This window comes from Methylomonas paludis, assembly GCF_018734325.1.
Classification (GTDB): Bacteria; Pseudomonadota; Gammaproteobacteria; order Methylococcales; family Methylomonadaceae; genus Methylomonas; species Methylomonas paludis.
Map to the genome: position 1 here is coordinate 1485776 of NZ_CP073754.1, position 20327 is coordinate 1506102.

20 protein-coding genes are annotated in these 20327 nt (G+C 49.4%); 16 read left to right on the plus strand and 4 right to left on the minus strand.

Annotation, left to right across the window (positions count from 1 at the left end; translation table 11 throughout):
* Window positions 1–276: 276 nt before the first annotated feature.
* Window positions 277–1701: an ATP-binding protein gene (locus KEF85_RS06810; RefSeq protein WP_215584375.1), complete on the minus strand. Its 1425-nt coding sequence runs from the start codon at window positions 1699–1701 to the stop codon at window positions 277–279.
* 145 nt (window positions 1702–1846) lie between these two features.
* Entirely contained in the window at window positions 1847–2107 is a 261-nt protein-coding gene (locus tag KEF85_RS06815) for a YgiT-type zinc finger protein (protein WP_215584377.1), read from the minus strand.
* A gap of 420 nt (window positions 2108–2527) precedes the next feature.
* Between KEF85_RS06815 and KEF85_RS06820 the strand changes: the two genes are divergently transcribed.
* From KEF85_RS06820 to KEF85_RS06860, 10 genes are all read left to right on the plus strand, one after another.
* Window positions 2528–3838, plus strand: a complete 1311-nt coding sequence (locus KEF85_RS06820) for a citrate synthase (protein ID WP_215584384.1) — start codon at window positions 2528–2530, stop codon at window positions 3836–3838.
* A 3-nt stretch (window positions 3839–3841) separates the two neighbouring features.
* Window positions 3842–4006 carry a DUF1674 domain-containing protein gene (locus KEF85_RS06825; RefSeq protein WP_215584386.1) on the plus strand — a complete coding sequence of 55 codons (165 nt, stop codon included), beginning with the start codon at window positions 3842–3844 and terminating at the stop codon, window positions 4004–4006.
* A 78-nt stretch (window positions 4007–4084) separates the two neighbouring features.
* Window positions 4085–4459, plus strand: coding sequence for a succinate dehydrogenase, cytochrome b556 subunit (sdhC, locus tag KEF85_RS06830; RefSeq protein ID WP_215584388.1), 375 nt, complete (start codon window positions 4085–4087; stop codon window positions 4457–4459).
* Between the two features lie 8 nt (window positions 4460–4467).
* Window positions 4468–4839: a succinate dehydrogenase, hydrophobic membrane anchor protein gene (gene sdhD, locus KEF85_RS06835; RefSeq protein WP_215584390.1), complete on the plus strand. Its 372-nt coding sequence runs from the start codon at window positions 4468–4470 to the stop codon at window positions 4837–4839.
* A gap of 3 nt (window positions 4840–4842) precedes the next feature.
* Window positions 4843–6627 carry a succinate dehydrogenase flavoprotein subunit gene (gene sdhA, locus KEF85_RS06840; protein ID WP_215584392.1) on the plus strand — a complete coding sequence of 595 codons (1785 nt, stop codon included), beginning with the start codon at window positions 4843–4845 and terminating at the stop codon, window positions 6625–6627.
* Window positions 6627–7394 (plus strand): succinate dehydrogenase iron-sulfur subunit, encoded by a 768-nt coding sequence (locus tag KEF85_RS06845; RefSeq protein ID WP_215584393.1) that lies wholly within the window; start codon window positions 6627–6629, stop codon window positions 7392–7394. The genes sdhA and KEF85_RS06845 overlap by 1 nt, the downstream gene beginning before the upstream one ends.
* A gap of 1 nt (window position 7395) precedes the next feature.
* Window positions 7396–7665: an FAD assembly factor SdhE gene (locus tag KEF85_RS06850; RefSeq protein WP_215584395.1), complete on the plus strand. Its 270-nt coding sequence runs from the start codon at window positions 7396–7398 to the stop codon at window positions 7663–7665.
* A gap of 152 nt (window positions 7666–7817) precedes the next feature.
* Entirely contained in the window at window positions 7818–7958 is a 141-nt protein-coding gene (locus KEF85_RS06855) for a hypothetical protein (RefSeq protein WP_215584397.1), read from the plus strand.
* Window positions 7959–7961: 3 nt separating this feature from the next.
* Entirely contained in the window at window positions 7962–8105 is a 144-nt protein-coding gene (locus KEF85_RS17085; RefSeq protein WP_425515594.1) for a toxin-antitoxin system TumE family protein, read from the plus strand.
* A 114-nt stretch (window positions 8106–8219) separates the two neighbouring features.
* The gene (locus KEF85_RS06860; protein ID WP_215584399.1) at window positions 8220–8462 is read left to right on the plus strand and encodes an HVO_A0114 family putative DNA-binding protein; all 243 of its coding nucleotides are present in this window, start codon (window positions 8220–8222) and stop codon (window positions 8460–8462) included.
* A gap of 109 nt (window positions 8463–8571) precedes the next feature.
* Here the strand turns inward: KEF85_RS06860 and KEF85_RS06865 are convergent, their stop codons facing one another.
* On the minus strand, window positions 8572–9291 hold the full coding sequence (locus KEF85_RS06865; RefSeq protein ID WP_215584401.1) for a hypothetical protein: 720 nt from the start codon (window positions 9289–9291) through the stop codon (window positions 8572–8574).
* Window positions 9292–9822: 531 nt separating this feature from the next.
* On the minus strand, window positions 9823–10623 hold the full coding sequence (locus KEF85_RS06870) for a hypothetical protein (RefSeq protein WP_215584403.1): 801 nt from the start codon (window positions 10621–10623) through the stop codon (window positions 9823–9825).
* A 534-nt stretch (window positions 10624–11157) separates the two neighbouring features.
* Here KEF85_RS06870 and KEF85_RS06875 point away from each other — a divergent pair.
* The 6 genes from KEF85_RS06875 (at window position 11158) to KEF85_RS06900 (ending at window position 20326) form a co-directional block, all read left to right on the plus strand.
* Window positions 11158–12819, plus strand: a complete 1662-nt coding sequence (locus KEF85_RS06875) for a glutamine--tRNA ligase/YqeY domain fusion protein (protein WP_215584405.1) — start codon at window positions 11158–11160, stop codon at window positions 12817–12819.
* A 274-nt stretch (window positions 12820–13093) separates the two neighbouring features.
* Complete coding sequence (locus KEF85_RS06880; RefSeq protein ID WP_215584407.1) at window positions 13094–15229, plus strand: tetratricopeptide repeat protein; 2136 nt, start codon at window positions 13094–13096, stop codon at window positions 15227–15229.
* A 150-nt stretch (window positions 15230–15379) separates the two neighbouring features.
* Window positions 15380–15964, plus strand: a complete 585-nt coding sequence (locus tag KEF85_RS06885; RefSeq protein ID WP_215584409.1) for a hypothetical protein — start codon at window positions 15380–15382, stop codon at window positions 15962–15964.
* A gap of 200 nt (window positions 15965–16164) precedes the next feature.
* Complete coding sequence (locus tag KEF85_RS06890) at window positions 16165–17049, plus strand: fructosamine kinase family protein (RefSeq protein ID WP_215584411.1); 885 nt, start codon at window positions 16165–16167, stop codon at window positions 17047–17049.
* Between the two features lie 344 nt (window positions 17050–17393).
* The gene (locus tag KEF85_RS06895; RefSeq protein WP_215584413.1) at window positions 17394–18197 is read left to right on the plus strand and encodes a spermine/spermidine synthase domain-containing protein; all 804 of its coding nucleotides are present in this window, start codon (window positions 17394–17396) and stop codon (window positions 18195–18197) included.
* Window positions 18194–20326: a YgiQ family radical SAM protein gene (locus KEF85_RS06900; RefSeq protein ID WP_215584415.1), complete on the plus strand. Its 2133-nt coding sequence runs from the start codon at window positions 18194–18196 to the stop codon at window positions 20324–20326. The genes KEF85_RS06895 and KEF85_RS06900 overlap by 4 nt, the downstream gene beginning before the upstream one ends.
* Window position 20327: the final 1 nt, after the last annotated feature.

The following is a 20327-nucleotide window of genomic DNA, read 5'->3' on the forward strand; positions in this document are numbered from 1 at the left end:
AACCCGGCCCTGAGCAGGCCGGCCAGTCAATCGTCATTGTTATTAAATTATTATAGGGGGGATTTCAAGCTATAGGGTGCCGGTAGCAAAAAATACTGTGGATACGCTGTTATTTGGGCATTAAGCAGCCAACGATAATTCACAAACCGTAGCCTTGATGTAGCAAGGCGGGATCGTGGGTGAAGGCTGTTAATATCGCGATGACAGCGATTGTGAGGTTACGCTGTGAAGGCCCTCGATTCCACTACCTTGCATCGAGGCTACGGATTACCATTTTCAATTGTCTAAACTGAGTAAAATGTTGGCACCCAAAATGTAGGTGTAGGCACTGGCTGGGATAAATTCAAAACGGATATCCCTATAAACTACTTTATTATCGGAAATGCTACGGCTGGTTATTAGCAAAGGCTGTTTGATGTGCGGATGTTTAGCAAAAAAATCCACACAATTATCCAGTTCGCCACGGGCTTTATAAGGCCGGTCACTCCATTTAATTTCGACCACCCAATCAGGTGCTTGTACGGCATTATTCATATGTACGATATCAATTTCCCCACCAGACCAGCGGGCGTAATATAACTGTACTTGTTTACTATGTTGCCATTGGCTGAAAACGGCAGTTTCGGTCAGGGCGCCCATTGCCGGGGATTCCGGATCTATCTGGCCAAATAAAGCGGCACGCATTGAGGGATTGCTTAAATAAACCTTAAAATTCATCGCTCGCGTAAAGCGTTTGGCGTTTTGATCGATGCGTTCAACGCGTTTGATTAAAAATGCGGCTTCCAAATATTCCAGATAGCGTTTGATGGTGTTTTTGGCAACGCCGGATGATTTGGATAAACCTTCCAGGCTGACTTCGTTGCCGGTGTTGTAAGCCAGGATGGTAAACAGCCGGTTTAACTCCTGAATATCGTTAATGCCGTAGAGGCTGGGCAGGTCACGCAATAAAACTTTATCAATAATATCGCTTTTAATGTATTGCTCTGGATTACGGCGGATGGTTTCCGAAAACACCGCTTCCGGATAGCCGCCGTAGTTTAGATAGTTGATAAACTCCTGGTTCAGTCCAGCAATATCTTTAACAATAGGGGGCTTTGAGGTAGGTGCGTCATGCTCGATTAGCTCAGCTATGCGGCCTATGAATAACAAATATTCGGCAAAGGTCAAAGGCGGCAATATATAGTTGCTAAATCGGCCTGCACCGGATTCCTGACTTTTTAAACGTAAAGCCGCAGCCGCAGAACCGGTGGCGACAAAGCGGTAGTCCGGGTAGGAGTCTACTAAGGATTTTAAGTGGATTTCCCAATCCTTCAAATACTGGATTTCGTCAAAAAAAACATACAGTGTCGCATCACGCTGGTGGGCAAACAGTTCCTGAAAATAGCTCAGAATCCCGGCCAGCGCCAAGCCGGTGTAGATAGGCGTTTCCAAAGAAACATAGAGTATAGTGTTTGCGGCGATACCGCTATTCAGCAAGGCGCGTACCGAGTGGTAAACCATCACGGTTTTGCCGATGCGGCGTGGCCCCATCAATACGATGGCGCGGCGCACACTCAAGTCGGTGACACTGTTTTGAAAGCCGGCGAAATATAGGCGGCGCGGCGTATCCTGATAAGCAATTTTTCCTGCTGGGCCGGTCTCCCACCAGGGGTTGTCAAATTTTAGCCGGTTGATAATGTCCTGTTTGGCGATTTGCAGCATAAAAAAACCATACTAAGATCAGAAGAGTGATCTTAGTATAAGAGTGTTTGGAATTAAGATCAATTGAATGATCTTGGTTTGTGGGGATGCCCTCAGCATGCGCCAGCCCTTGCGTAATTGAGTGATAGAAGGGTTGTCAATGCTTTCAATATCGATATATGGCAGTAAATGACTCCATCGCCACGGGTTTAAAACCCGTTGGAGTTTTCTGTTGACTGATGATGGCGGCGTGTTCAGCTTCTATCGCTTTCAATACAGCGGCATCAAAATACTGTTCTCCACAGAAATTGCATTGAAGACACGGCGCATCGTCAATGATCAACAGTTCTTCGCCTTGTTGATGCCGATAACTGACGTTCTTGGGAGTTAAATGTTTATGACCACAAAAAGCGCAAACTTCGAACATAATGTTATCCCCGCTCATAAGGATTTTTGAATTTTGGTGGGGTTGGAATATATACGGTAATGATAAGCAGCCAAGCTATAGAAAACGCCAAGCATGGCAAGAAAGTCAATCCAGATGTCACCCCATAATCTGCAGGTAATCCTTTCTGAAGCGGCAAAAGCCGATGGCGTTGATATCCTTCAATGATGCAGTAACTTGGAATCTAGCTGGTAGGGTGTCGATATCGCGATGACAACGATTGTGAGGTTACGCTGCGAAGTCTTCGATTCCACTACCTTGCATCGAGCTACGGGGGTGATCAAAACAGCTGAGATGGTCTGGCAAATGTCTGCTGACGCACAACAATTTAGACACAGCCGCGCCGCTTGTGATAAATTGCAGGACAAGCAGCAGGACTGTCACTTAACATCCGAGGGTATCATGTCGAACCACTCATTGCTGATCAAACATACCGGCACCGGTAAAGAGGTGGAATATCCTTTACTCAACGGTACCCTCGGTGCAGAAAGCGTGGATTTGCGCAGCTTGTACAAGGATTTCGGCTGCTTCAGCTATGATCCGGGCTTTACCATTACCGCCAGCTGTAAAAGCAAAATCACTTATATAGATGGTGATCGGGGCATATTGCTGTATCGCGGTTATCCCATCGAGCAACTGGCCGAAAACTGCGATTTTATTGAAGTGGCTTATCTACTGCTGCAAGGCGAACTACCCAATGCCACCCAGTTTCGCGATTTCAATCTGGAAATCAGCGACCGCGCCATTATCCACGAAGCCCTGCGCAAATTTTTTGACGGTTTTCATTATGATGCCCATCCTATGGCGATGCTGGTCGGCGTAGTCGGTTCGCTGGCGGCGTTTTATCATAAGGAAATGAACGTTAAAGACCCTCAGCACCGCTGGATATGCGCGACCCGCATGATAGGCAAGATTTCCACCATCGCTGCCGCTTCTTACCGCCATTCCATCGGCAGACCTTTTGTTTACCCGCGTATGGATTTGAATTATTGCGAAAACTTTTTAAACATGATGTTTTCGCGTTCCTCGCAAACCTATATCGATCAGGATCATTACATTGATCCATTTCTGGTCAAGGCCCTGAATTTATTATTTATCCTCCACGCTGATCACGAACAGAACGCCAGCACCTCCACAGTCAGACTGGCCGGCAGCACCGGCGCCAATCCCTATGCCTGTGTGGCCGCTGGTATAGCCGCGCTGTGGGGGCCGGCTCACGGCGGCGCCAACGAAGCGGTGCTGAACATGCTGGCCCAGATCGGCTGCGCGGAAAATGTTCCCAAATACATCGCCAAGGCCAAGGATGTGAATGATCCGTTCCGGTTAATGGGTTTTGGGCATCGGGTTTATAAAAACTTTGATCCCCGCGCCACTATCATTCGCAAAACCTGCCATGAACTGTTGAGCAAATTCCAGAAAAACGATCCGCTGTTCGAGCTGGCCCTGGTGCTGGAAGAACACGCCTTAAAAGATGAATATTTTATTGAAAGAAAACTTTATCCTAATGTGGATTTTTACTCCGGTATCATCTATAAAGCTTTAAATATCCCGGTGGATATGTTTACCGTGATGTTTGCCATTGCCCGCACCGCCGGCTGGGTGTCGCACTGGCTGGAAATGCAGGAAGAACAGCCCGGTATGCCGATAGGCAGACCCAGACAATTGTATCTCGGCCCGCAACGCCGCGATTTTATCCCTATTAACCAGCGTTGACAGATGACCGAACCCCTGCCGTCCCCGCCCATTGTCCCCGTAGCACCTGTCCCGCCGTTGGCAGCAAACCAGCCAATTGCGCCTATCCCGGAAATCAACGGTCCGGCTGGTCTGGAGCCGACGCGTTACGGCGATTGGGAACGTAAAGGCCGTTGCCTGGACTTTTAACCATAATGAACACGACCGCCCTTACTCTGTGTCATCTATACCCTAACGTTGCTCATCAGCCACTCAAGCCAAACTACCATGCCAGCCAATAATCGACCGCTTTCGCCGCATTTGCAAGTTTACCGTCTGCCCTTGACCGGTCTGATTTCCATTACTCACCGCATTACCGGGGTGCTGTTATGCCTGGGTTTGCTGGGCATCGTTGCCGTCCTGTACAGCATTGCTGCCGGGGTTGCCGGGTATGCCGCCATGCAGAGCTTGATGAGCTTCTGGTTAAGTCAGCTAGTATTCTGGGGCTTTATCTATGCTTTGCTGTTCCACATTTGTCACGGTATCCGCCATCTGATCTGGGATGCCGGCAAAAGCTTCGAGCTGCTCAGCTTACAGCGTTACGCGGTTTATGAACTGATAGCCTCGTTGTTACTGACCGTACTGGTTTACAGTTTTTTTTAGGATAGCTCATGGTTGAAACCTTACCGCACAAGTCACCCTTAAAGTGGCAAAAACCCGTGTTGCACTGGAGCGCCCAGCGTGTTAGCGCGGTGGCTCTGTTGCCGCTTAGCATCTGGCTGCTGATTTTTTTGCATCAAGCTTTCCAGGCCGGCTACGCAGAAACGCTGGCCTGGCTAAGCACACCGTTTAACACCGTGGCGCTGCTGTTATGGCTGATCGTCAGCCTGTATCATGCCGGATTGGGCATACAGGTGGTGCTGGAAGACTATACCGGCGGCGCGCGCAGGCAACAATTGATCCTGCTCAGCAATGGATTTTTTATTTTATTGGGTGTTGCGGCAGTCGTTGCCGTTATTTTTATCCATATTTCGCCAAGGTAAATCATGAGCGAGGCATACAAGATTACAGAACACTACTACGATGTGGTGGTGGTGGGTGCCGGTGGCGCCGGCTTACGCGCCACCTTCGGCATGGTGGAAAAAGGCTTGAAAACCGCCTGTATCAGCAAGGTATTTCCCACTCGCAGCCATACTGTGGCGGCGCAGGGCGGTATCAGTGCTGCATTGGGCAATATGGGCGAAGACGATTGGCGCTTTCACATGTACGATACTGTTAAAGGATCGGATTGGCTAGGCGATCAGGATGCCATTGAATACATGTGCAAGGAAGCCATCCCTGCGGTCATCGAACTGGAACGTTATGGTGTGCCATTCTCACGCACGCCAGACGGCAAAATTTATCAGCGTGCCTTTGGTGGTATGTCCACCCATTACGGCAAAGCCCAGGCTCAGCGTACTTGCGCCGCCGCCGATGTGACCGGCCACGCCATCCTGCATACCCTGTATCAGCAGGCTTTAAAGTTTAAGGCCGAGTTTTTTATAGAATACATTGTGCTGGATTTAATCATGGAAAACGGCGAGTGCCGGGGGGTACTAGCCTGGTGCCTGGATGACGGCAGCCTGCATTTGTTCCGTGGTCATCAAACCATTCTGGCCACCGGCGGCTATGGTCGCACCTATTTTTCTTGCACATCCGCGCATACGGTTACCGGCGACGGCAACGGTATGGTGTTACGGGCCGGTTTGCCGCTGCAGGATATGGAGTTTGTACAATTCCATCCCACCGGTATCTACGGTTCCGGCTGTCTGATGAGCGAAGGCGCACGCGGGGAGGGCGGTTATCTGACCAATTCCGAAGGCGAACGCTTTATGCCGCGCTATGCCCCGCAGGCGCATGATCTGGCTTCTCGCGATGTGGTCAGCCGCGCCATTACCGTGGAAATTAACGCCGGGCGCGGCCTGGGGCCGAAAAAAGACTTCGTGCATCTGCATTTGGAACATCTTGATCCTAAAGTGATTCATGAACGTCTGCCGGGGATAGCTGAAACCGCGCGGATTTTTGGCGGGGTTGATGTTACTAAGCAACCGATCCCGGTGCTGCCTACCGTGCATTATAATATGGGCGGCATCCCGACTAATTACAAAGCTGAGGTAGTGACCCTGAAAGACGGCAATCCGGATTATGTGGTGCCGGGGTTGATGGCTATCGGCGAAACTGCCTGTGTTTCGGTGCATGGCGCCAACCGGCTTGGCTCCAACTCTTTACTGGATCTGGTGGTGTTTGGTCGTGCCGCTGCCATCCGCTGTGCAGAACTGATCAAACCCGGCCAGCCCCACCCAGCGCTGGCAGCCGATGGCTGCGAACAGGCTTTAAGCCGTTTCGATAAAATCCGTCACGCCACTGGTAGCCGCAGCACTGCGGAAATCAGGCTGGATATGCAGACCACTATGCAGGCCAAAGCTGCGGTGTTTCGCACCGCTGTTACCTTGCAGGAAGGCATTACCGATATTACCGCGATTGCCGCTTCTTTTGAGGATGTGCGGGTCAGCGATCAATCGCTGGTCTGGAATACCGATCTGGTGGAAACCCTGGAGTTGGATAATCTGCTCGGTCAGGCCCAGGTGACTATGGCCGCTGCGGCTAATCGTCAGGAGAGTCGGGGTGGTCACGCCCGTGAGGATTTTCCTCAGCGCGACGATGACAACTGGCTGAAACATACCCTGACCTGGCGTCAGGATAATCAAGTCAGTATTGATTACCGGCCTGTGCATTTATATACACTAACAGATGAAGTGGCGGCCATACCGCCTAAAGAGAGGGTTTACTAATGGTTGAATTTAGCCTGCCGAAAAACTCGCAAGTTCTGCCCGGCCACACTTTCAAAGCCAAAGCCGCCCAGAACGTCCGGGTGATCGAAGTGTACCGCTGGAACCCGGACAGCGGCGAAAACCCGCGCCTGGATCGTTACGAAATTGATCTGGACGACTGCGGCCCGATGCTGCTGGACGCCATCCTTAAAATCAAGAACGAAATCGACAGCAGTCTGGCCTTCCGCCGTTCCTGCCGGGAAGGGGTGTGCGGTTCCTGCGCCATGAACGTCAACGGCAAAAACACTCTGGTTTGTACCAAGGCTATCAGCGAATACAGTGGCAGCATTAAAATCTACCCGCTGCCGCACATGTCGGTGATTAAAGACCTGGTGGTGGACATGACCCATTTCTTTGCTCAGTATGCCGCTATCAAACCTTGGTTGCATAACGATGAGCCACATGAAGGTGAACATCGGCAAAGCGTGCCGGAACGCGCCAAACTGGACGGTTTGTACGAATGCGTGCTGTGTGCCTGTTGCTCCACCAGTTGCCCGAGTTATTGGTGGAACGGTGATGAATATCTGGGCCCGGCCATTTTGCTGCAAGCCTACCGTTGGTTGGCTGACAGCCGCGATCAAAACAGCGAGGAACGCCTGCAGCAACTGGCCGACTCCTTCAAGCTGTATCGCTGCCACACTATCATGAATTGCACCGACACCTGCCCCAAAGGCCTGAACCCCGCCAAAGCCATCGCCGAAATCAAAAAACTCATCGTCAGCAACTGATATGAGCCAGCTCAACAAACTGCGCTGGCAATGCCGGCGCGGCCTTAAAGAGCTGGATTATCTGCTGGTGAATTATCTGGAATATCAATACCCGACGGCAAGCGTTGCCGAACAGCAAAACTTCAGCCGCTTGCTGGAATTGGAAGATGATGTATTGCAGGCTTATTTGCTGGGGGATAGCTTGGTTGAAGATGCTGGTTTGGCTGAGGTGGTGCGAGCGGTAAGGCAAGGGCTACAAACCAATATGGCTGCACCTATTGATGCCCTATGACCTTTGGAATCCAACTGATTGGGTTGGATTGAACAAAATGAAGCCCAGAAAACCCATTGAAATAACAGAATTTATTTGAATTAAATTAAAGCCATTATTGTTACTTTTATAGGGCTTTACATGTCCCTGTGTTTTGAGACAAAGTGAGCCATATGAAAGCAAAATGTCTTAGTCACATCAAGCAGCAATGGGGCCGAGGGCTTATTGAAGGTGTCGTCTGGGAATTGCCGAAACCGGTGCCGCCGTCTGAACATCAAATTAAATATCGGCTGGTCTATATTGTTGCCGGGTAACGCTTGGTAGGTTATGACAATGAGCGTGGTAAAGGCGATCATAAACATATTGGTAACGATGAGTTTCCGTATGAATTTATTGATGTTGCCACTTTGATTGAAGATTTTAGAGAGATATACAGGAGGCCGGATGATGAAAACACTTGAAGTGACCATCGGGGAATCGATTGACCTCAGCTTGGCTGGATTTGCCGCTGCATTGGACGCTGGGCTAAAAGCGCAGCCCACACCCAGCCCTGTTTTAAAGTAGGTTTTGAAAACATGGCGCAGTTTAGCGTACAGTTTACCCCCAAGTGCTGGGAACTGGTGGAGGCGTTAAAAGTAGCTGGACCATTGACAATTTATGCTCTGGCTAAACGATTGGGCCGGCATTACCGTAATGTTCATAAGGATGTCACGGCACTATCTGACTGGCTGGTGATAGAGAAAGATGAAACCGGCAAGGTTTTTGTACCCTGGGATGAAATCGCGGTCGGTTGGCCGCTGCTTAATCAGGCGGCTTGAAAAATTTGGCGGCTGAGCAAAGCTCGATAAGCCGCCATTCATAGATGCGATGGCGGATTGTGTCAGATGTCGGCTGCGAATTCCTCGATTCCACTACGTTGCATCGAGGCTACGAGGATGCGGTTTTGGGTTTTCTGATCATGCCATAAAAGCCGATAACCCCACTCAAAAACAGCCAGGCAGTGGTGGGTATGGGTACCGCCGCGACTGCGGTATTGCTGAGGGTAAATGCAAAATAGCCCGGCATGGTTAAAAACGAAGCCCGTCCCACCACAAAATCCATTGAAACGCCGTTGCCGGTCGCAGAGTTGGCCCAAATGAAAGGATTGCCGGCACTATAGTTGTTGACAACGGACAGTACATATAAATTGGCAGTGGTCAAGGTGACGGCGGTCGGTAGATCCAGCGTGTAAGAATATAAACCAGGGCTAATCAGGGCTTGCTTTACTTGCGATGAATCATATGCCCCGGAAGTAGGCATTAATTCGGTAGCGACGTTTGCAGTTGAATAACTACCGCTGGTGCCGACATTAACCAGGCCGCAGGAAGGACAGTTAGCCGTCGTAGCATGAAGGTCAACGGCAAAATTGATATCGGCCTGATTACCGTACCAGGTAATCTCATTAAAAGTGGTTTTGGCGGCAATCGAGAACGTGGCCCAAACCTGTTGGTCGGCATCTGAATTACCATTAAAGCCTGGATCAGAGGCCAGATTGACATACGATGAGTTATATCCAGAGCCTGCGATAGGCGCTTGGCTGTAAACAACCGAGGCATAGCTATTGGCCGTGGTGAGCAATAAGATTGCAAAGGCGATTTTTTGGTTCATATTAGCCTGCTGATGTAATAAAAATAAATTCCGTTTTATCGGGCAATTGCCACGTATAAAGGCTTGATGTTTGATCAGCTAAATATTACTGAAAAATCAGAAACCAGCTATTGCGCTAAATCCAAACGGTTTGATTATTTCACAGACTGTTTTTTAAAAATCACGAAGGCATCACAAAATTGCAGGCCACTTAAAAAAGCCTGTTTTTGCGTTAATAGTTGATTTTGGTGCAAGGGGAACGGGACATTGTTGAATCCCGCTGACCTTGCTTTGATAAAGGCTAGGCGGTGTATCCCTTGATTCCACTACGTTGCATCGAGGCTACCGGGCGCGATGACAAAGGCTATCAGGCGTTAGCGGCAGCTATCCATAGGGTCTTAATCAAAGATAAGTGGCGGGGCTTGCCTTTTGGCTTATTGGTTTCACAATAGCGATACAGCTTATTGCGTTAATACTTAGGATAGGCCATTGTTTCATCAGATACCCGGATGTTGCATGAGCATCATCCGGGTAGTTTTATTAAATATGGTTTTAAGCTATTAATTTACGCCGGCTAAAACCTGTGACGCCAACCAATACAGTACCAAATAACCAGGCAGTGCCTGGTAACGGCACAGCAGCCGGGGTGGCGATAAAGCCAATGTAGTGTCCTGCGGTGTCGCTATAAATGCCGGTTAACTGACTGCTTTGATTAAGGCCGGTGATATAGGTAGTTGCGGCGATGGCGCCAGCGACATCAAAGGTTGTGTAGCCGCCGTTATAAATAAAACCGTGGGATCCGGCCGCATCATAATAATAGCCGGCCAGTTCGCCGCTGCTGTTGATGCCGGATACAGTTGTGGCGTTGACATTGTTCAGGCTGGCTGGGCCGTTGGTGGCGTTGGGTTCTACGTAAGAAGTGTAGGTGCCGCCGGAATTGACAAACCCCACGTCTTTAGTGCCATCGTAATACCATCCGGCTATCTTGCCGTTAGCGGTGATAGTCGTGCCGTAAGTGGTTTGGGCGCCTGGTGCCTCCAGAGCCGTGTATACACCACCAATTTCGGTAAAGCCATGATAGCCGTAACCGATACCATCCCGGTAATAGCCGACCACCTCGCCATTATTGCCTATGCCCAGTAGATAAGTGCCGTTGGTGGCATTGGGGTCATTGATGGTGGTATAGCTGCCGCCGTTATAGACAAAGCCATGTGTTCCATTGGCGTCTTTATAAATACCCGCTACCTGACCACTGTCATTAATGCTGTAGGCATCGGTAGTGCCGGCGGTAGCGCCGGGAACATTCAAACTGGTGTAAGTGCTGCCGTTATACACGAAACCGTGATCACCCACACCATCCTGGTACCAGCCGGCTACATTGCCGCTGCTGGTTATGCTCCAGGCATATGTGCTGCCGGTAGCGTTGGGATCGATAATTTGGGTAAAGTTATATGACGAAGCGCTTGCGGCCTGGGTGAAGGCGGATAAGGCTGCGCATAAAGCTGCAGGAATCAGTGCTGTCTGAATTGAATAGCCATGAATGTACCCCTTGATAAGTCAATGATAAGTTGATAGGTCTCCAACTAGCGAACCAGGCAATAGCTGAGATGTGAAACCTCGCCAGCCAAGCAGTAGAAAATTTTCGGCTGCATGTTTAGTTGGCGTCAGACTGAATTTGTCTGCATTCGCTAGGGCACCTCAATCATAGCACTATAAATCAAGCCATAACAAGTCCATAAAAATACCAACAAAACACTTATGTTTTGGCTTAGGCTATCTTAAATTTAAATGACAAAAATTCTGCTTAAATGGCCCTTATCTTTCCCATGGCTATACAAAATCGGTAAAATGGCGGCATAAACTCTAACTTAAGTGATAACCATCATCATGTCTGCTACCGATAGTCCCGTACAATCGAATTTCATCCGTCATATTATTGCCACTGATCTGGCTGCTCATAAAAACAACGGCAAAGTGGCGACCCGATTTCCGCCGGAACCCAATGGCTATCTGCACATCGGCCACGCCAAATCCATCTGCCTTAACTTTACCCTGGCTGCTGAAAATCAGGGCACCTGCAATCTGCGTTTTGACGACACCAATCCGGAAAAAGAAAGCATCGAATATATGGAAGCTATCGAGCGTGATGTGGCTTGGCTGGGTTTTAAATGGGCCGGCAAATACCATGCTTCCGATTATTTTGAACAACTGTATACCTATGCTGTGCAGTTGATAGAGCAGGGCGATGCCTATGTCGACAGTTCCACTCCAGAACAAATGCGCCTGGATCGCGGCAGCCTGACTCAGCCGGGTAAGGAAAGCGCCGACCGCAACCGGTCGATTGCTGACAATCTGGATTTGTTTACTAGAATGCGTGCCGGTGAATTTGCCGATGGCCAGTATGTGCTGCGCGCCAAAATTGACATGGCTTCGCCCAATATCAATATGCGCGATCCCACCATTTACCGGATACGCCGCGTCCATCACCAGCGCACCGGTGATGCCTGGTGCGTGTATCCGATGTATGATTACACCCACTGTATATCCGATGCTTTGGAAGGTATTACCCATTCCATTTGTACTTTGGAGTTTGAAGACCATCGGCCTTTATACGACTGGGTGCTGGATAAACTGGGCACCGCTTGCCATCCGCAGCAGATTGAGTTTGCCCGTTTGCAGCTGGAATACACCATCGTCAGCAAGCGCAAGCTGCTGCAACTGGTTAGCGAAGGCCATGTCAGCGGCTGGAATGATCCGCGAATGCCTACCATCTCCGGTTTGCGCCGGGCCGGTTTTACCCCAGAGGCTATCCGCGACTTTTGCGAACGTATCGGCGTTACCAAAAAAGATTCCTGGATTGAAATGGCGGTGCTGGAAAACTGCATTCGCGAAGACCTCAACGAACGCGCCCCGCGGGCGATGGCGGTATTGCAGCCTTTAAAAGTGGTGATTACTAATTGGGAAGCCGGCAAAACCGAAAGCTACCAAATTGCCAACCATCCGCAAAAACCGGAACTGGGCAGCCGTGAAGTGGTTTTTTCTGCAGAAATTTTCATCGAACAGGATGATTTTGCCGAAAATCCGCCCAAAGATTTTAAACGCCTGATTCCTGGCGGCGAAGTGCGCTTGCGCGGTTCTTATGTCATTAAATGTGAAGACGTCATTAAAGATGAGCAGGGCAATATCATAGAATTGCAATGCAGCTATGATCCCAACACGCTGGGTAAAAATCCGGAAGGCCGCAAAGTCAAAGGCGTCATCCATTGGGTTTCCGTCAGCCATTCCATTGCCGCTGAAGTGCGCTTGTATGATCGTTTGTTCAGCCATCCACAACCGGACACCCTGGATAATTTTCTGGATGGTCTCAACCCCAACTCCCTGCAAATTCTCAGCAATAGTCGGGTAGAAGCTTCATTAGCCGCTGCTGGTTCAGATACCACTTATCAATTTGAACGTACTGGTTATTTTTGTCTGGATGACCAGGATTCCACCCCGGAAAAGCCGGTATTCAACCGTACCGTTACCTTGCGCGATAGTTGGGGTAAATAAGCCCATGTTTGGCGTTTTGCCGTTAGACAAAACGCCAAATACTCTCAAAGTTTAGGTGGATTGCCGGACGGTAATCGACCCACCTGCTTAGGCAGTGTTAAATCCAGTGTGGCCGCGTTCTCGGCTGTTTGGCAGGTGCTAGCTCGCTTTTGTCCATTCTACATGGCTTAGTTGTTTGACAACAAGGGCTTGCTGGGCTATGTTGTACGGAAAATGTGGCTTTGTCGGGCTGCAACTCGGATAAATCCCGGTTTTTATTTGCCATAGGAAGCCTATGCCCAGTAGTCCGCCCAAGGTTTTTATTTCGGCTGCCAGCGGTGATTTGCGTAGCTGGCGCGGTATTGTCAAGGATGCCCTGTTAAACATAGGCTGCCATCCGGTGGAACAAAGCAATTTTCCCCCGGATTACCGTTCGGTGCGCGATATGCTGTACGACAAAATCAGTGACTGTCATGCGCTGATTCACATCGTCGGCTGCCGTTACGGGGCCGAACCGCCGCCCAAGGACTTGCCCGTCGGCCAGTTGCGACGTTCCTATACACAAATGGAATACGACATAGGCCGGGAATTACAACGCAAACGCGGTGATCAACGCTTTCGGGTCTATGTCTTTGTCTGCCCTGCCGATTTTCCTTACGACAGCCCGCACGCCGAAGATGCGGCGGAAACTGAAACCCAACGCGAATTACAACTTGCCCACCGCCGCGCCATTCTGGAAGTCGAATACCTGTACTATACACCAGCAGATATACAGGCCTTAAAAGACCTAGTGCATACTCTGCGCGAACAAACCCTGCATCTGCAAGCCAAACACCAGTTTCGACAACGCATCTTGTTAGGCCTTGTCGGTCTGCTGCTATTGAGTTTATTGGGCGGTGTTTATACGCTTTACACAAAATTGCCCGGTAATACTGCAGACGCCGTAGTGAACAAACTGGATGCAGATGGAGTTGCTGCGCGCTTGCGCGCCGATATCAATGCCCGTTTTGAGCGGGATGCTTCCCAAGCTAGGTTGCAAGCGGGGAACTGGCAGGCCATCCGTAATCTGGAGCAGCAACGCGATTTAGCGCTGGCTAAAGTGGCGGACGTTATTACTACCATTCAACAAGGTCTGGCCGGTAATCCCGACCCCATCTTTCGCGAAGCCGCCGCATTACTTGAACAAGGCGGAGCGGAAGCGGCCTTATCCTACCTGGAAAGCCATAAAATCGATTTACTGGCTCAAGTTGAACAAGCTCATGCTCAAGTCCAGGCTGCACAGGAAAAACTCCAACAAACACTGCAGCCAATTTTATTGCAAGCAGGGTTATTCAAAACCCGGCAGCAATGGGACGAGGCTTTAAAGCTGCAACAAAATGTGGCTGAAAATGCGCCGCACTGGTTTAAAGCCCGTGTCGAGCTGGGGGCAATGTTATTAAAACTGGCTCACTATCCGGCCGCTGAAATTGAATTAAATGCCGCGATGAGTTTGGCGCATATAGATGATGAGAAGGCTATTGCGCTGAACAATCTTGCTCAGTTGTTACAGGTCACCAATCACCTTAGTGAAGCTGAACGCTTGATTAAACAGGCAATAGCGATAGACGAAAAAAACTATGGTGCCGAGCATCCTGACGTTGCCATCGGCCTTAATAATCTAGCTGAATTGTTACAGGCCACCAATCGCCTTAGTGAGGCTGAACCCTTGATGAAACGGGCCTTAGCGATAGACGAAAAAAACTATGGGCCAGAGCATCCTGATGTTGCAACCGATCTCAATAATCTCGCCCAGTTGTTACTGGCTGCCAAGCGCCTAGGTGAAGCGGAACCCTTAATCAAACGGGCCTTAACCATAGATGAAAAGCACTATGGGGATGAACATCCTAATGTTGCTCGCGATCTCAACAATCTTGCCGCTTTGTTACAGCTTACCAATCGCCTTAGCGAAGCTGAACCTTTGATGAAAAGGGCATTAGCCATAGACGAAAAAAACTATGGAGCGCAGCATCCCAATGTCGCCCGTGACCTCAATAACCTCGCCCAGTTGTTACAGGACAATAATCGTCTGAGTGAAGCTGAATCGATGATGAAACAAGTTTTAGCGATAGACGAAAATAGCTTTGGAGCCGAACATCCTGAGGTTGCCATCGATCTAAACAACCATGCCAAATTACTAAAAGCCTTAAATCGCCTCAGTGAAGCCGAACCATTACAGCAACGGGCAGTATTTATTCTGTTAACTTTTACCCGCAACACCGGCTATGCGCATCCGGGTTTACATAAGTGTGTCGATAATTACCGCAGCTTACTGCAAGCCATGAAACAGCCTGCCGCCAAAATAGATGAAAAACTGCAAAACCTGGTTGCCACGGTCGGCTTTAACCCAACCGAATGGCAAGCATTGCAGCCCAAACTCGCCGGGCCAGGGTAAGGATTACCTCGATCCTATCTGCTGCAAAAAACCTGTCTGGCAATTGATGGGTGCTTGTTTATGTTCAAAGCGGTAAGATGAGTTTTAAATAGTGTTATTTAGATCAATATTGTTGATTTAAATTTAACCTTTACCAAACTGGAAGCCGTTATGACTGCGCAACTTGAAATTCTGCTCGAAAAAATAAAACAGCTGGAAAATGAACTCATTGAAGAGTTGCAGAAACAGGAAGCAGAGTTTTTATTCAAGATATCAGAACAACGGATTTATTTTGAAAAAAATGTGCTTATTCGTCACAAAGAATATGCCAAACGCTTACTTAGCTATCTGCGTGATGCACCCCTATTGCATATTGTCAGCGCCCCATTTATCTGGATGTGTATTATTCCATCATTATTTCTGGATGCGGTGGTTAGCCTGTATCAATGGGTTTGTTTTCCAATTTACCATATTCCAAAAGTAAAACGTCGGGATTATATTGTTTTTGACAGACGATACCTGGCTTATCTGAATTTAATTGAAAAAATTAATTGTGCTTATTGCAGTTATTTTGTGGGCTTAATCGCTTATGTTCAGGAAATTGCTGCGCGTACCGAGCAATTCTGGTGTCCGATTAAACATGCCAGACATTTAAAAACCTTACACAGCCGCTATCAGAAGTTTGTGGCTTATGGCGATGCGGAAAAGTATCGCACTAATATCGAATTAGTCAGGCGTGATTTCAATGACTTGTAGAGCTGATTATTTTGCCTGTTGTTACACCGGAAGATGGATGGCTCAGTTTTTAAACAGGTAATTAGCTTCCAACGATGCGCCTGCTGATATAGTTGCAGTGTTTTTAGCCTCTTGACCCAGGTCTGCAGCTAAACTAACATATTGTTTCATCAATATTCTTATCCGGTTATGGCTGGATAAGAACCAACTGCGTGAGTTTCATGTCTCAATTCAACGCCCTTCTGACCCATCTTGAGCAGCAAACCGGCCACAGCCTGCAAAATCATAGGCTCAGCAGTGTCGGCGGCGGTGATATTAATAGTGCGTATAAACTGCAAACTGCAAACTTAACCTGGTTTATTAAACTCAATCATGCCGGACTGTATGATATGTTTGCCGCTGAGGCCGCCGGTTTGCAGGAGCTGGCGGCCAGTGCCAGCGTCAGAGTGCCGCAACTGATCAGTGTCGGCCAATTTGGCCAGCATGCTTATCTGGTGCTGGAATTTATCGACTTGCGGCCTTTACACGGCGCCAGTGCCGGCCTTTTTGGCGAACAACTGGCGCTTTTACACAGGCAAAAACAGGCTTATTTTGGCTGGCAGCGCGATAACACCATAGGCTCTACTCCGCAGCATAACCCCAAATATCCGGATTGGCTGAGTTTCTGGCAACAGCAGCGTTTGGGCAAGCAATTGCAGTTTGCCGCCGCCAATGGTTACGGCGGCAATTTGCAAAAGCAGGGGGGAAAATTAAACGCCGGTCTGGCGGCTTTATTCCGCACTTACCAGCCACAGGCTTCTTTGCTGCACGGCGATTTATGGGGCGGCAATGCCGGGGCCGATCAACATGGGGTTCCGGTGATGTACGATCCGGCCTGTTATTACGGCGACCGGGAAACCGATCTGGCTATGACCGAACTGTTCGGCGGTTTTGGGCCGGATTTTTATGCTGCCTATCAAGCTCACTGGCCGTTGGATGCCGGCTATCCGGCCCGAAAGACCTTGTACAACCTTTATCACATCCTCAATCACCTCAATCTGTTCGGCAGCAGTTATCTTGGTCAGGCCAATAATATGATACAACGGCTGTTATCTGAATTAAGCTAATGAATTTACAAGAAAATAGGTTAAAATGGCAAGGATGATTCAGTCTAATGTTGCTGATCTTGTTTAAACAAGTAATTAGCTGCCAATGATGCGCTGCACTGCGGTTAGCATATTCTGTAACGGCCTGTTTTTTAACAGATACTTGGGCGAAGAATAGGGCGTAGGATGTGCTGAACGTAGTGAAGCGCATCAATCGCGAACGATGTGCCGCCTAATATCGACACAGCCTCAGCCCTCATTTTCTGCATGGCTGAGGTTAGGGTTTTGCAATGACTTTATCCAAAGCAAGACATTCCGGGAATTTTCAGCGAAAATAGTCGGTTTGCAATAGTTTCTCTGCGGTTATGTACAAATATGAAGGCTTGCTGATACATCAGAGTCACGATGATCAAGGCATTATTGAAATTGTTGATCTGGCTGGGGTTCGCGCTTTGCATTTCGGCAGCAGTTCGCAGCAAAGCAGTATGCTGCTCAGTGACCCTGATCGCCTGCATGCTTTATATGCCAGGGCCATGATGGCCGGCTTGCTGTTTCATGACACGCCGCACAATGTGTTGATGATAGGTCTGGGCGGCGGCAGTATTGCCAAATTTTTGTTGCAGCAGTTTGCCGACTGTAAAATCAAGGCCATAGAATTCAGGCGTCATGTGCTCAAAGTGGCGCGTAGCCATTTTGGTTTACCGCTGGATGCTCGCCTTAAAGTCAAAATAGGCTGTGGCGCCCAGCATGCTTATCAGGAAAGCCGCGAGCATCAAGAACTTTATGACTTAATTGTTATCGATGCCTATGATGCTGAAGGCATGGCCCCGGAAGTCAGCAGTGCCGGTTTTTTTGACAACTGCCGTACCCTGCTGAGCAGCAAAGGCATGCTGATCATCAATCTGTGGGCCACCGACAAGCCTTTGCTGGAGCAGGTAACCTGGCATCTGGAACGCAGTTTTGCCGAGCGCCTGTTGTTTTTACCGGTTAGAACCAGGGGCAATATTATTGGTTTTGCTTTTGGTCCGCAAAAACCCAAACCCGATCTTAAAGCGCTGCAAACCAAGGCCCGCGACCTGGAGCAGCGTTACCAGCTGGAGTTTCCTAGCTATATGCTGGACATAAAACGCCACAACCACCATACGCTTAATCGAGTAATTAATACGTGAATTTTAACGCCGCCAATATTTTTGGCTACAAAAAATACTGGGCACACCGCTTTGGCCCGGCACCGGAATTACCCATGACGCTGGCAGAAATGCAGCAATTGGGTTGGGATGCCTGCGATATCATCCTGGTGACCGGTGATGCTTATGTCGATCATCCCAGCTTTGGTATGGCGGTGATCGGCCGGGTGCTGGAGGCGCAGGGCTTTCGGGTGGGCATTATTTCCCAGCCAGACTGGCACAGTGCCGCCGATTTTAAAAAACTGGGTCAACCCACGCTGTTTTTTGGGGTAACCGGCGGCAACATGGATTCCATGGTCAACCGCTATACCTCGGATAAAAAAATCCGTTCCAATGATGCTTACACTGCCGACGGCGCTGCCGGCAAACGTCCGGATCGGGCGGTTAATGTCTATGCCCACCGTTGCCGGGAAGCCTTTCATAATGTGCCGATTATCATCGGCGGCATAGAAGCCAGTTTGCGCCGGATTGCCCATTATGATTACTGGTCGGACAAGGTGCGTAAATCCATTTTGCTGGATTCCAAAGCCGATCTGCTGGTTTACGGCAATGCCGAACGCCAAATTGTCGAAATCGCTCATAGGCTGGCGCGTGGTGAAACCATCCACGATTTAAAAGGCATCCGTGGCACGGTGCATTTTGTTAAACAAATTCCGCAAGGCTGGATGGAAAAAGATTCCACCAGCATAGACAAACCCGGCCCGGCTATCAGTCATCAAGACCCATATCAGGCTGAACCTGCTTGCGACAGCAAACCGGCTGAACTGGCGGAAAATGAACAGGTGTTGAGCTTTAAACCCATCGCCAACCGCCAGCGCGCCCAGACCGTGATCCGCTTGCCGGATTATGAAGCGGTTAAGGACGACCCGATTCTTTATGCTCATGCGTCCAGGGTAATGCACGGCGAAACCAATCCCGGTAACGCCCGCGCCCTGATTCAGCGCCACAATGGCCGCGAAGTGTGGATCAACCCGCCGCCTTATCCCTTAACCACTCCGGAAATGGACGGGGTGTTTGATCTGCCATACTCCCGGTTGCCGCATACGGTTTATGGACAGGCCAATATTCCGGCTTTTGAAATGATTCAGCACTCGGTGCTGATCATGCGCGGCTGTTTTGGCGGTTGCAGTTTCTGCTCGATTACCGAGCATGAAGGCCGGATTATTCAGAACCGTTCCGAAGAGTCGATTTTGAAAGAAATTGAAGCTATCCGCGACACTTCGCCCACCTTCACCGGCCATATTTCCGATTTGGGCGGCCCTACCGCCAATATGTATCGGTTGGCCTGCAAAGACCCGGAGATCGAAGCGTCCTGCCGCAAACCGTCCTGCGTGTATCCCGGCATTTGCCATAATCTGAATACCGATCAAACCCCGTTGATCAAGCTGTACCGGCGCGCCCGCAGCATACCCGGTATCAAGAAAATCTTTATCGCTTCCGGCCTGCGCTACGATATTGCCGTGGAAAACCCCGAATACGTCAAGGAACTGGTAACTCACCATGTGGGCGGCTATTTAAAAATTGCCCCGGAACATACCGAAACCGGGCCGTTGTCGAAAATGATGAAGCCGGGCATGGGTAGTTATGATCGCTTCAAACAGATGTTTGATAAATACTCCAAAGAAGCCGGTAAAGAGCAGTATTTAATCCCTTATTTCATTGCCGCTCATCCCGGCACGGAAGATACGGACATGCTCAATCTGGCGCTGTGGCTGAAACGTAACGGCTTCCGCGCCGATCAGGTCCAGGCCTTTTTACCTTCGCCGATGTCGATAGCTACAGCCATGTACCATTCCGGCAAGGACACCTTGCATAAAGTGGCGCGTAACAGCCCGGATATTGCCATCCCTAAAGGGATTAAACAGCGCCGTTTGCACAAAGCCTTTTTGCGTTATCACGATCCGAAAAACTGGCCGCTGTTGCGTGATGCCTTAAAAGCCATGGGCCGCGCCGATTTGATCGGTAACGGTAAACAACATCTGATTCCGGCCTTTCAGCCCGGCGACACCAGTAGTGCTCAGCATCGTTCCCCGGGTAAATATCAGCGTTTTAAAACCAAATATACCGGTGCTAAAACCGGCCCGGCGCCGCGTAAAGCCAAAAACGCTTAAG